This window comes from Vibrio sp. 10N.222.46.A1, from assembly GCF_041473595.1.
Taxonomy (GTDB): domain Bacteria; phylum Pseudomonadota; class Gammaproteobacteria; order Enterobacterales; family Vibrionaceae; genus Vibrio; species Vibrio tasmaniensis_A.
This window is the reverse complement of record NZ_JBFRSN010000338.1, coordinates 1-11,651: the sequence shown is the minus strand read 5'-3', so window position 1 is coordinate 11,651 and position 11,651 is coordinate 1. Positions and strand designations below refer to the sequence as shown.

The 11,651-nt window shown below is 42.6% G+C and carries 13 protein-coding genes and 3 pseudogenes; 12 read left to right on the top strand and 4 right to left on the bottom strand.

The features are described from left to right. Together AB4496_RS11115 and AB4496_RS11110 are read right to left on the bottom strand one after the other, a co-directional pair. The coding region (locus AB4496_RS11115) for an IS110 family transposase (protein ID WP_372130956.1) at positions 1 to 918 on the bottom strand (918 nt) is incomplete at its 3' end. 226 nt (positions 919 to 1,144) lie between these two features. Next, positions 1,145 to 1,456, bottom strand: a pseudogene (locus AB4496_RS11110) (IS110 family transposase); the annotation flags it as partial. A 35-nt stretch (positions 1,457 to 1,491) separates the two neighbouring features. Here AB4496_RS11110 and AB4496_RS11105 point away from each other — a divergent pair. The 12 genes and pseudogenes from AB4496_RS11105 (at position 1,492) to AB4496_RS11050 (ending at position 10,099) form a co-directional block, all read left to right on the top strand. After that, entirely contained in the window at positions 1,492 to 1,941 is a 450-nt protein-coding gene (locus AB4496_RS11105; RefSeq protein WP_102257313.1) for a GNAT family N-acetyltransferase, read from the top strand. 456 nt (positions 1,942 to 2,397) lie between these two features. Then, positions 2,398 to 3,816 (top strand): DASS family sodium-coupled anion symporter, encoded by a 1,419-nt coding sequence (locus AB4496_RS11100; RefSeq protein ID WP_004733551.1) that lies wholly within the window; start codon positions 2,398 to 2,400, stop codon positions 3,814 to 3,816. 6 nt (positions 3,817 to 3,822) lie between these two features. Then, positions 3,823 to 5,178 carry an ATP-binding protein gene (locus AB4496_RS11095; protein ID WP_102257312.1) on the top strand — a complete coding sequence of 452 codons (1,356 nt, stop codon included), beginning with the start codon at positions 3,823 to 3,825 and terminating at the stop codon, positions 5,176 to 5,178. Further along, a complete protein-coding gene (locus AB4496_RS11090) occupies positions 5,165 to 5,638 on the top strand; it encodes a response regulator (RefSeq protein WP_017103024.1) in 474 nt (157 codons plus the stop codon). The genes AB4496_RS11095 and AB4496_RS11090 overlap by 14 nt, the downstream gene beginning before the upstream one ends. Positions 5,639 to 6,007: 369 nt before the next feature. Beyond that, positions 6,008 to 6,868, top strand: a complete 861-nt coding sequence (locus tag AB4496_RS11085; protein WP_102257311.1) for an MBL fold metallo-hydrolase — start codon at positions 6,008 to 6,010, stop codon at positions 6,866 to 6,868. A 119-nt stretch (positions 6,869 to 6,987) separates the two neighbouring features. After that, positions 6,988 to 7,137, top strand: a complete 150-nt coding sequence (locus AB4496_RS11080) for a hypothetical protein (protein WP_181360435.1) — start codon at positions 6,988 to 6,990, stop codon at positions 7,135 to 7,137. Positions 7,138 to 7,242: 105 nt separating this feature from the next. Continuing rightward, positions 7,243 to 7,685: pseudogene (locus AB4496_RS11075) on the top strand (hypothetical protein). A gap of 90 nt (positions 7,686 to 7,775) precedes the next feature. Next, positions 7,776 to 8,009, top strand: a complete 234-nt coding sequence (locus tag AB4496_RS11070) for a hypothetical protein (protein ID WP_017077144.1) — start codon at positions 7,776 to 7,778, stop codon at positions 8,007 to 8,009. A 74-nt stretch (positions 8,010 to 8,083) separates the two neighbouring features. Next, a complete protein-coding gene (locus AB4496_RS11065; protein ID WP_017081025.1) occupies positions 8,084 to 8,551 on the top strand; it encodes a cold shock domain-containing protein in 468 nt (155 codons plus the stop codon). 46 nt (positions 8,552 to 8,597) lie between these two features. Next, complete coding sequence (locus AB4496_RS11060; protein WP_102257310.1) at positions 8,598 to 9,104, top strand: GNAT family N-acetyltransferase; 507 nt, start codon at positions 8,598 to 8,600, stop codon at positions 9,102 to 9,104. An 83-nt stretch (positions 9,105 to 9,187) separates the two neighbouring features. Then, positions 9,188 to 9,619, top strand: a pseudogene (locus tag AB4496_RS11055) (GNAT family N-acetyltransferase); the annotation flags it as partial. Beyond that, complete coding sequence (locus tag AB4496_RS11050; RefSeq protein ID WP_240798308.1) at positions 9,617 to 10,099, top strand: tetratricopeptide repeat protein; 483 nt, start codon at positions 9,617 to 9,619, stop codon at positions 10,097 to 10,099. The pseudogene AB4496_RS11055 and the gene AB4496_RS11050, both read left to right, overlap by 3 nt. A gap of 99 nt (positions 10,100 to 10,198) precedes the next feature. Here the strand turns inward: AB4496_RS11050 and AB4496_RS11045 are convergent, their stop codons facing one another. After that, positions 10,199 to 11,227 (bottom strand): methionine synthase, encoded by a 1,029-nt coding sequence (locus AB4496_RS11045; protein WP_009846559.1) that lies wholly within the window; start codon positions 11,225 to 11,227, stop codon positions 10,199 to 10,201. A gap of 46 nt (positions 11,228 to 11,273) precedes the next feature. Then, positions 11,274 to 11,651, bottom strand: a 378-nt coding sequence (locus AB4496_RS11040; RefSeq protein ID WP_372130954.1) for a putative oxygenase MesX, incomplete at its 5' end; no start/stop codon positions are given.

The following is an 11,651-nucleotide window of genomic DNA, read 5'->3' as shown; positions in this document are numbered from 1 at the left end:
TCTCAGCATAGAGTTAAGAGTCACAACCATCTTTCGAACACACGCGATTATTGCGACTTTCTTAGGCTTTCCGGCAGCTACAAGTCGAGCATAAGTTGCTTTGAATACGGGGTTACATTGCATGGCTGACATCATTGCCATATATAACACTGTGCGTACTTGCGCTCGACCGCCTTGGATCACGCGCTTACCTTTGTAGCGCCCACTTTCGCGTGTTATTGGAGCGACACCAATTAGTGATGCCGCTTGTTTATTTGTGATGTAGCCAAGTTCTGGTACGTTGCTAATTATTGATGCAGCGGCAATGTTTCCTATTCCAGGGACGCTCTGCAATATTGTGTTTTTAGCCTGATATTCAGGGCTATCTTCAATGAGTTTAACGAGCTTTTCTTCTAACTTGGTGATTTGATTTTTTATCGTGGTTAGCATCGGTTTGATAGTCGGATGGAGAGAAGCGGGAAGTATCTGGATTCGGTTCTTTTCCATGGTTTGCATGGATAACAACTGGTTTCGGCGAATGACTAAGTCACTCATTAGGCGTATGTTTTTTGGCTTTATGACAGTAAGAGCTGGTTTGATTGCTTCTCCATAGTGAGCAATCAATTCTGCATCTAAACGATCATTTTTGGCTCTGCGGCCAATAGCACCAGCGAACCGTTTTATGTGGACAGGGTTTGCTCTGACAATAGGTAATTGAGCCTCTGCACATGCAAGAACAAAAGGCATTTCTAATCGGCCTGTTGCTTCAATAACGATTCGTTCAGGATTGTGACTCTTAATCGTTTTGAGTGCTTTTTTGATGCCTTTATCATTGTTCTCTACTGAGAAAAATAGGTCTAGTGGCCTGATGTGGATGTCTAATTGTGTTTTGCCGGTATCAACTCCAACGTTGATGCTTTGATTGATTTTGGTATTCATAATAAGCTAACTCATGCTTGCGTAATGCGGGTTCGAGACCCAGTCGACTATTCGAGGTTTATGCTTGAAGTCCTATGTAGCGTTCATGTTTGTTATCGGTCTCTCGATAGAGGAGCCAGCGTTTAAACGAACTACTACATAGAAAGCTTTAGTTGCAGCTAAAGCCTGGGTCTCACATTACCCGATTGGAGTGCTTATTATCCATACAAACGACTATGGTCAATGATTAGTTTTTGGCTGTATTTTCATCCCACATGGCACCATCTCTCAGCATAGAGTTAAGGGTCACAACCATCTTTCGAACACACGCGGTTGTTACAACTTTTTTAGGTTTTACAGCTGCTAAAAGTCGAGCATAAGTCGCTATGAATATGGTGTTACATTGCATGGCTGCCATCATCGCCATGTATAAAGCGGTTCGTGCTTACTTTCGACCGCCTTGGATTAAGCACTTACCTTTGTAGCGAACACTTTCTCGTGTGATTGTAGAGACGGCAATATTTCCTATTCTTGGGGCGATCTGCAATATTGTATTTTTGATCATGCTGATTGAGTTGGCATTATGTGGTAGGTATGGAATTCGAATATAAGAAAATAGAACCAAATCATAGAGATTTTCAGTCATTAACCGCTGAGCTGAATTTGTCACTTCGCCAGATTACTAATGACACAGGCGAAAGCTCTTTTGTATCTGACGCTTTCGACCCATCAAAAGATGGATGTATCGTGGTGTATCTAAATGATAGCGCGGTGGCATGTGGGGTATTTAGATATCACGAAAGTGAAGTTTGTGAACTTAAGCGGATGTACTCTAACAAAGCCGGTGCTGGCTCATATTTGTTGAAACAACTCGAATGTCTTGCGATTGAAAAAGGTTATCGAAAAGCTATTTTATCGACACGTAGAGTTAACTCTAAAGCGGTGACCTTTTATTGTCGCCACGCTTACTCAGAATCCAGTGCTTATGGTAAATATGTCGGTGTAGACCGTTCGATTTGTCTCTCAAAGATGCTAGTCATATAAACAACCAAATCTATTCGGTCTTAGTTTCAAGGAGGAAACATGACAAGCAACCAACTATTAGAAAAGGCACTTTATAGTAGTGCCAGTATCCATTACTTCATCCTTTAAAAGGTTGTTCAGCGCTTTTATCAGAAGCGGTCCTCAATTTATGGGCATGGCTTTAATTTATGGACGTGACTTTAAGTGACTGATCTGTTCTGACAGTATCTAGAGTAACTGGAACGGATTATGACTAGGAACGTAGAAACCACTCTCCTGAATTTAATTGCAACAGTAAATCACATACAAACGTAGAGGTAGCGCACAGAATCGAAAAAGGGGATATCGCGATTACGGAATCATTGATCTAGCCGATAGTGAGATAGTGATAAGAGGTCGATAATTCGTTGTCGGACTAAATTAGAACTTTAAATCTAATTTCTAAGTAGTTGTTATCTCAGGAAGAGTTTTTGTGCTATGCGCCCCTATATTAAATACATTATCCCTATTTTAATTCCTTTCATTATCCTCGTAATGCCGCTATCAGCGTTCCCATTTGAAGGCCTTACGATTATTCAACAACGCGTTATCGCGATCTTTTTATTAGCGGCATTGTGCTGGGTGTTCGAGCCCATCCCGATCTACGCGACGTCTGTTGTTATTATCGTTCTGCAATTGTTGATGTTGTCGGATAAAGGGCTGATCTTTTTAAGGTTTGAGCATGGGCAGGAACATTTTGGTGAGTTGTTAAAATACAGCGACATCATGGCGACATTCGCCAGCCCAATCATCATGCTGTTTTTGGGCGGTTTTTTCTTAGCGATGGCCGCCACTAAGTATCGATTAGACGTAAACTTAGCCCGTGTATTATTGAAGCCATTTGGACAAGACCCAAAGTTTGTGATGCTCGGCTTAATGTTGATCACTGGTATCTTTTCGATGTTTATGTCTAACACGGCAACAACGGCAATGATGCTATCTATTTTAACGCCGGTACTGGCTGTGTTTGGCCCGAAAGACCCCGGTCGTATAGCGTTTGCGCTTTGTATCCCTGTTGCCGCTAACATCGGTGGCATTGGTACCCCGATCGGTACCCCGCCGAACGCTATCGCACTTAAATATTTAGTTGGCGACAACCTAATTACGTTCGGTGAATGGATGGCATTTGGTGTGCCGTTTGTCGTTATTATGATGGCGTTAGCGTGGTTTTTAATAGGCTTTATGTACAAAGCTGACCAAAAGAAAATCGAGCTAAGCATCAAAGGTAAATTCCTTAAAACACCCAAAGCCATTGCGGTATACGTCACTTTTGCGCTGACCATCATTCTTTGGTTAATGGGCTCAAGCCATGGCATGAACTCTTATACCGTCGCTCTTATTCCTGTCGCTGTGTTCTCACTGACAGGGATCATCAATAAAGAAGACCTGAAAAAGATTTCTTGGGACGTACTGTGGCTTGTATCAGGTGGTATTGCACTTGGTTTAGCTCTCGATAAAACTGGCTTAGCAAGGCTCGTGGTACACAGCATTCCGTTTGATGCTTACTCACCCTATGTGGTGTTGTTCGGAGCGGCGTTCTTGTGTTTGGTAATGGCAAACTTTATGTCTCATACCGCAACAGCTAACTTGTTAATGCCAATTATGGCTGCATTAGGTTCGTCTATGGCTTCACTCACGCCACTAGGCGGTGAGTTAACGTTAATTCTGGTTGTGACTTTTGCCGCTTCATTAGGTATGTCGCTGCCAATCAGTACGCCACCGAATGCGTTGGCTCATGCCACAGGTCATGTGCAAAGTAATCAAATGGCCAGAATCGGTATTATTTTAGGTGTGGTTGGTGTGCTACTGAGTTTTGTTATGGTGTGGGTGCTACATTCAATTGGTCACATAGGATAACGATACGTGTATCAACAAAAGCTAGAAGCACTTATCGATCGTTATTTTAATCAGACAGAACGTCGGGTGACGTGCCGTGCCGGTAACACCATTATTGAACAATCAGCGTTAAACACTCGTTTGTATTATGTGTTTAGTGGAGAACTGGAAGGGTTTTATTCCGAAGCGAATACACCGCGAGTACGCGTGTTTAGCGCGGGTAGTGGAGCTTTTATAGGCGTTCATAGCTTCTTTTCAGGTAATTGGACAGCATCTTCAACGGTTGTTGCTAAAACCGATGTTGAGTTAGCGTGGATCGATAAAGACACGCCGGCAGAAGATGAACGTAAATTTGGCCCTCTTACCGCACAGTTCACACCTGTGATTGTCAATGAGTTGTCGCGTCGTCAACGCCGTGCAACACAAGAAGCGATAGCGAAACAAAAAGCGCTAGAGAAGTTACATACTGCTGAGCAAATGACGACCTTGGGTCAATTAGCTGCAGGGATTGCCCATGAGCTTAACAACGCTATTGGTGTAGTAAATAGCAAATCTGGTCGACTTGAAACGGTCATCATGGATCTGCTCGAAGAAGTGCATCCAGAAGCCAGTCAATTTTTCGATTTTGGGTTAATGCATGGTCAGAAAACGTCGTCGTCAGAAGCGCGAACACGTGGGCGACAATTTGAAAGAAAATATGGTTTAGACAAGAACATTGCTCGCTCTCTTGCCAAGGCGATTCCAATTGACGCGTTATCTGCAACAGACGTTATTTCAAAACATTGGCTGAAAAACCCAGAAGAAGCGATTCGCTTTTGGCAGATGGGCTGTGATTTACATGATTTACGTTTGGCATCTAGACACACCGTTGGCATCGTAAAATCGGTTAAACAACTTGGCAGAGTTGATATTGACACCGAAGAAGCGGTTGATATTAACGACTCCATTAACCATGCCTTATCGTTGTTACAAAGTGAGTTACGTCGAGTGTCTGTGCGATTGAGCCCTGCAGATTTGCCGACTTTTAAAGGCTCGAAAACAGAGCTCGTTCAGATTTGGGTCAACATTGTAAAGAATGCTTGTGATGCAATGTCGAATTCAGACGATGCCGCAATAGAAATTCAAACCAGATTAAGTAAGAAAAGAATATTAGTTACGATCACGAATAATGGCCCTGAGATAGACGAGGTGACTCGTAGAAAGGTATTTCAGCCCAACTTCACCACTAAAAAAGGTGGTTTATCGTTTGGATTGGGCTTGGGTTTATCAATAGTTAAGCGGATTGTGGCGGGTTATGGCGGAAGTATTATTGTGAAAAGTGATGCTTCTAAAACTGTATTTAGAATCAAGTTACCAGTAGAGGGTGAACATGGAGAAGCTTAATTTAATCTGTGTCGATGACCAGAGAGAAGTACTGAGCGCAGTGGTACAAGATTTAGAGCCGCTGGCGAGTTGGCTGAATATTGAAGATTGTGAATCAGCACAAGAAGTGCTTGATCTCATTGATGAACTTGACGCAGAAGGCGAACACATTACCGTCATCGTGTCTGATCATGTGATGCCAGGGAAAACGGGGGTGGAGTTACTCACTGACGTGTTCCATGACAGCCGCTTTCCGAATACAAAGAAAATTCTTCTTACAGGGCAGGCCACTCATACTGATACCATCAATGCGATTAATGCAGCAGGTATCGACCGTTACTTTGAAAAGCCTTGGCAAGCAAGCACATTAGTTGAGTGCATTCGTACTCTTGTCACTGAGTACATATTTGATCAAGGGCTTGATTACACGGACTATCAGAATGATCTCGACCAGCAGGTTGTGTTGAGACGCTTACGCTAGTCACTTATGTTAGCGACTTACGCTAGTCATCTATGTCAGTCGCTTGAAATTGTATGCACCGAAGGACGCTTTCTGAGGGATTTTGTCTGCGAAAGACGTAATCTTTCGGTGCATATTTTACCTATCTCTTTTAGTAATTCAGGTTTAGTACTCAGTTATTAACACACTGGTTGCTGGCTTAAATCTAAAACTTATACGCTACGCCAACGCCAACGCCAACGGATGCGTTGTGCTTTCTTCACGAAAGATTCCCTGAACATGCAGCAGAGCTAAAATGTGTCGCAGAGTACTAGTGTCGTATGTTAGAACTGTGAATTTAATTAGGACGTTGCAGCTAACTTATGCGTCGTTATCAGTCTAGGAAGTAAAATGAAAAAATTGGTTTTGGCTTTGTTGTTATTGGTTTCGACCAGTGCAATGGCATCTAAAGACGTACCGGAAATGTCGATTAAAAACGGCTATGTTGAACCGTTCCAAATGTTCGATAACGTTTATTACGTTGGTGATAGATGGGTGTCGTCTTATGCGGTAGAGACTGCAAAGGGATTAGTTCTGATTGATACACTCGATTTCCCTTATTCGATGTGGATACCCATCAATCTAAAAAAGCTTGGGTTACAAGATAAGGCTATCACTCATATTTTGGTGACTCACGGCCATTCTGATCATGTTGGTGGAGCACAATTTCTCCAGTCTGAATATGATGCAAAGGTCGTGATGACACAAAAGGGTTATGAGTTAGCCGTAGCTCAAGCTAACAAAAGCAGTGGTAAGAATACCTTTTTGCCGCCCAAGGTAGACTTCTTTGTGCAAGATAGCAGTAGTCTTATTGTCGGTGAGGACGAGTTTAAGTTCTACCTTACGCCCGGCCACACAGAAGGGGATTATTCGATAGACCTTATGGTGAAAGACAACGGTATATCACATCGCGCATTTGTAGTTGGCGGACATAGTATTAATGCACGAGATCCAAAGCTGGCGAAGCAGTTCTTCGAGAGCATGGACAGAGTCCGAGAGATCGCTTTGCAGCCGCCTGTTGTGAGTGTGAATCTGTCTAACCATCCTCATAAGAATCATCTATTCGCTAATCGTGAGAAGCAAAATGCCGATGGTTTGAATAACCCGTTCATTAGCGAAAGTAACTTCTTTAGCTTTTTAGACCAGCAAGAAGCCTTAGCGAAAGAGAAACTCAGTGAAGCACAACAGAGGAATAAATCGAAAAGTTCATAGTAGACGCTCGCTTAAGTATAGATACGGCTAACGCGAGCCATTCGCAGTTTATACTTGTTGGGGAATGAAGAGGTCGCAGCTCGCTTATGTGACTTTCTAGTATCAGCGGCGAGCGAGACATGCTTGGTGTCGGAGAAAACCGTTCAGTATTGGCGCAATGCCTTGGAAGGTTAGGGTTTTTCTATGTAGAGCTTCCGGCACTGCACACAATTGATTCTCAATGCGCGGCATTTTCGTTCAATGCCGCTTTCTCTATATTCAACATTTGAATGCAATTTGTGGAATATATCAAAATTAATTAAATTGATAGTAAGTTATTACTTTTCATTATGTTAGGGTTCTTTTCTTTAGGTCATCTGATTAGGAAGAGGATAATGAAAAAGGGATTTGTGATAGCGATGTCAATCGGCTTTGTTGTCTTCTCCCTTGTTGGTCGTGCTCTTCAGTGGTTCGGGTCTAGTAATTCCGAGTTGTTTCCTAAACTTCCTGATATTCCCCAATTTGTTCCTTCTACCGATTTCGACGGTGAGTGGCTAGGCCGTCGCATTAACACCACTGGCAATAATATATGTGAACGCACAACTATTACCGGAACCATTCGTGAGGGCAAGGCAACCCTAAGGCTTACCTACAACGGAACACCGTTAGAGGGCTGGATTACTGTGAAAGCGGCGACTTACGTTTATATGCCAAACATCGCCGATGGGATTATCGTTTTTCAGCACATGGAAGTAGCAATAGATTTGACGGCCCTTGGCACTTAACCAATGGCCCGTGCCAAGGGAGTTGGTTTATAGAAAAGGTCGATGGCAAGTAGGGCCGTCAACTTATTATATACTTGGAATAACTTAAACAATATCCACACGCATGTGTACGATTTAGTTTAAAGATATAGATAGGAAAACCCATGAGGATTGTGATTTTTATCGTTACAGTGATTTTAGTTAAATCAATTGAAGCAAAGTTTGGGCACACCTATAACATCTTTTCAGATCCACTTGATATCAAGTTAGCTGCTCTCGATTTTGTCTTGTGGGTTTCAGTCTACTTTGGTTTATCTTTTGTTTATGAGAAGGGCAAAGGTATCCTGACTAAAATGGGTAAAGTTAAGAGTCCATCGAGTAATTTGCCCCCACATTAAGCTGTCATAATGTAATCTGCATATTGTTGGTGATATGAGTCAAGAGTTGAAAGCGGTTTGAAGAAGGGATAGCTATGAATGGAAAAATTGTTCGCTGGGTTGATGAGAGAGGTTTTGGCTTCATCAATTCAGATGAATTAGAGGGAGATGTTTTTGTTCATATATCGAAGTTTACGGACGGTTATCGTCGTCCTCAAGTTGGGGATGAAGTTGAATTTCAATTATCGAATAGTGGCTCTAAACTCAGCGCTTCGAGTGCTCAACTAGTTGGTATAGAAACATCCAAATCTAACCCTCTTTCAATTATTTTGTCTGCACTTTTCGTCGGGCTTATTGGCGCAGGTTTGTATCTTTTGGTATTGGAGCCTAAGTTAAATCCTGCATATGAGAATATGGGATTTAGTTGCCAAGGTAAAACGCATTGTAGTGAGATGCTATCTTGCGATGAAGCAAAGTTTTATTTGGCAAACTGTCCCAATGTGAAAATAGATGGTGATCGTGATGGTATTCCTTGCGAGAGTCAGTTCTGCAGTCACTATTGATGCCTGTTTACTAGTCATTCAAAATAGACAACTAAAAGGACATTACATGGAAATCAGAGTAGGGACATTACCTGATATTGCAGGCATCACCGATATCTTCAACTTTTATATTGAACATACCAATGCGCGGTTTGAAGAAGAGAAGTTGTCGTTGGAAAATCGCCAGCAGTGGTTTTCTCAGTTTTCGAGCCAAAGCAAATATCAACTGTATGTTGCGACAGAAGGTGATGCGTTATTAGGCTTCGCGTGTTCTCAGCAATACAGGGCTATGTCGGCATTTGAAGATACCGCAGAGGTCACTATTTATTTTGCGGCTGAAGCTCAAGGTAAAGGTTTAGGCTCTAAGCTTTATTCTCAGCTATTTGCATCGATTAGTGATTGTGGTGTTCACCGCGTACTCTCAGGTGTTGCTTTACCTAATGAAGCTTCAATAGCACTTCATAAACGTTTTGGATTTCGAGAAGTCGGAGTGTTCAATGAATATGCGAAGAAAAACAATCAATACATCAGTTCAATGTGGTTAGAGAAGGCGTTAAACAAGGAATCAGATTGATTAGGATGGTTCAAACACGATGCAATACTCTTGGCACTTTTCTATGCCGTATTCAGATGTGATTTGAAAACAAAGGACACAATATGGAAGTAAGGTTGGTCAAAGGTTCCGATCCTAAGTTCGCTGAATCGATCACTAAAACGAATATGGCGAGTTACTATCAAGCTCGTGGAATCGCTTGGGGTCATAGTCAGTTTTTACGTAGCTGGGATGAACTGGATAACTATGAAATTTATGTAGGGGATAGCCGTATTGGTGTTATCCGCTTCAGTTACACCAGTGATACAACGTTTCTTCGGGACTTGCAGATATTAGCTGAATATCAAGGTAGAGGCTTTGGCTCTAAGTGTCTCGATTTAGCTATTGAACATGCGAACAATCAATCATCGGCTCAGTTAGTGTTGCGAGTGTTCAGTGAGAACCCCGCCATTAAGCTTTATCAATCAAAAGGTTTTACTCAGTTGTCTGAAGTGAAAGGACTCGTTGAAATGGAACTGATTTTAGGAAGAACTATGGACACCATTATCAAACAAGCAATCGAATTGCGAAAAGAAGAGAAGTACCAAGAGTCACGTGACTTGCTGGCAACGCTACTCACTGATGAAAATTATGCCGCGAAAGCGCACTTGCAGATCGCGTGGTCTTACGATAATCAAGGTAAAGAGCGACAGGCGATTGAGCACTATGTGCTATCTCTGTCTGGCGTGCTTTCTTCAGTAGAGCGTTTTGATGCGCTGTTCGGTTTGGCGAGTACTTATCGAAGCCTTGGTCTTTATGCAGAGGCTTTAGGCTATTTCGAACAGACTAGGGCTGAGTATCCTGACTCGATAGAGGTGAAACCTTTCTACGCAATGTGTTTGTACAATTTGGGTCGCCATAAAGAGGCGACGTCGCTGTTACTTGAGCTTTTGGTATCTACGACTAATAGCGATGCGATTAAAGAGTACCAACGCGCGATCTCTTTATATGCTCAAGACTTAGATAAAACCTGGTAAGCCGCTGCTTATAAAGATCATGTACTAATATAGAAAAAGCCTAAGTATTAATAGGATACTTAGGCTTCAAGAATTCGGTTTTAGTTTGAGTTTAAACCGTTACTCTGAAAGTTCTTTACGAACGATCTCTGCGCCAGCGCTTAGCGCATTGAGCTTAGCTGAGGCAATTTCACGAGGAAGGGGAGCCATGCCGCAGTTGGTGCACGGGTAGAGCTTATCGGCATCAACATACTTCAGTGTTTCTCGTAGAGTGTCGGCAACTTCTTCCGGCGTTTCAATTGAATTGGTTGCAACATCGATAGCACCGACCATCACTTTCTTACCTCGAACGAGCTCAAGCAATTCAACCGGCACATGAGAGTTATGACACTCTAATGAGATGATATCGATATTCGACTGCTGAAGCTTAGGAAATACCTCTTCGTATTGGCGCCATTCGGTACCTAGTGTCTTTTTCCAATCCGTATTTGCTTTGATGCCATAGCCATAACAAATATGAACTGCAGTTTCACACTTAAGCCCTTCAATGGCTCTTTCTAAACAAGCAATACCCCAATCGTTCACGTCATCAAAAAATACGTTAAACGCAGGCTCATCGAACTGAATAATATCAACACCAGCCGCTTCTAACTCTTTTGCTTCTTCGTTAAGGATTTTTGCGAACTCCCATGCTAGCTTTTCACGGCTTTGGTAATGCGCGTCGTAAAGCGTATCTATCATGGTCATTGGCCCCGGTAGAGCCCACTTAATTGGTTGATCCGTTTGCTGGCGTAAGAACTTAGCATCTTCGACAAAAACCGACTTTTGACGAGAAACAGGGCCAACGACTGTTGGTACACTCGCATCGTAACGGTCGCGAATTTTAACGGTTTCACGCTTTTCAAAATCCACGCCATTCAGGTGTTCAATGAAGGTTGTTACAAAGTGCTGACGTGTCTGTTCGCCGTCACTCACAATATCAATACCGGCTTGTTGCTGGTCTTGAAGAGAGACACGTAGCGCGTCTTGTTTGCCGTCGGTTAATTCGTCGCCTTCCAGTTTCCATGGAGACCAAAGTGTCTCTGGCTGTGCTAGCCAAGATGGCTTAGGTAAGCTGCCTGCTGTTGAAGTCGGTAATAATGTTTTCATAACGTATACTGCCTATCCTTGGTGATTTAAGAGCGCAATTGCTCGATTAAAGCGCGTAGTTGGCAGACCAGTTCTCTAGAACTGACTGGTATGGCTTAATGAAAGTCTCTTCTGCGAATTTACCTTGTTCGATAGCTAATTTGCTTCGTTCTTCTCGGTCATACACGATTTGAGTTAGCGAGTGATCCAAGTTTTTCAAGTTTGGTTGGTAGCAGTTACCTGCAACCGCATTCGCGTTGTAAATCTCAGGACGGTAGATTTTTTGGAATGTACCCATGGTGCTGATGGTGCTGATAAGCTCTAGGTTTGAGTAATCGTTCAGTAGATCACCAAAGAAATAGAAAGCTAGAGGTGCAACACTGTTTGGCGGCATGAAGTAACGAACCTGTAACCCCATCTTCTTAAAATATTGTTCAGTTAAAGA

Coding starts and splice junctions, on each gene's coding strand:
- AB4496_RS11065 (WP_017081025.1), top strand. CDS start 8,084: ATGAATGGAAAAATTGTTCGCTGGGTTGATGAGAGAGGTTTTGGCTTC.
- AB4496_RS11050 (WP_240798308.1), top strand. CDS start 9,617: ATGGACACCATTATCAAACAAGCAATCGAATTGCGAAAAGAAGAGAAG.
- AB4496_RS11060 (WP_102257310.1), top strand. CDS start 8,598: ATGGAAATCAGAGTAGGGACATTACCTGATATTGCAGGCATCACCGAT.
- AB4496_RS11080 (WP_181360435.1), top strand. CDS start 6,988: ATGCTTGGTGTCGGAGAAAACCGTTCAGTATTGGCGCAATGCCTTGGA.
- AB4496_RS11100 (WP_004733551.1), top strand. CDS start 2,398: ATGCGCCCCTATATTAAATACATTATCCCTATTTTAATTCCTTTCATT.
- AB4496_RS11045 (WP_009846559.1), bottom strand. CDS start 11,227: ATGAAAACATTATTACCGACTTCAACAGCAGGCAGCTTACCTAAGCCA.
- AB4496_RS11105 (WP_102257313.1), top strand. CDS start 1,492: ATGGAATTCGAATATAAGAAAATAGAACCAAATCATAGAGATTTTCAG.
- AB4496_RS11090 (WP_017103024.1), top strand. CDS start 5,165: ATGGAGAAGCTTAATTTAATCTGTGTCGATGACCAGAGAGAAGTACTG.
- AB4496_RS11070 (WP_017077144.1), top strand. CDS start 7,776: ATGAGGATTGTGATTTTTATCGTTACAGTGATTTTAGTTAAATCAATT.
- AB4496_RS11085 (WP_102257311.1), top strand. CDS start 6,008: ATGAAAAAATTGGTTTTGGCTTTGTTGTTATTGGTTTCGACCAGTGCA.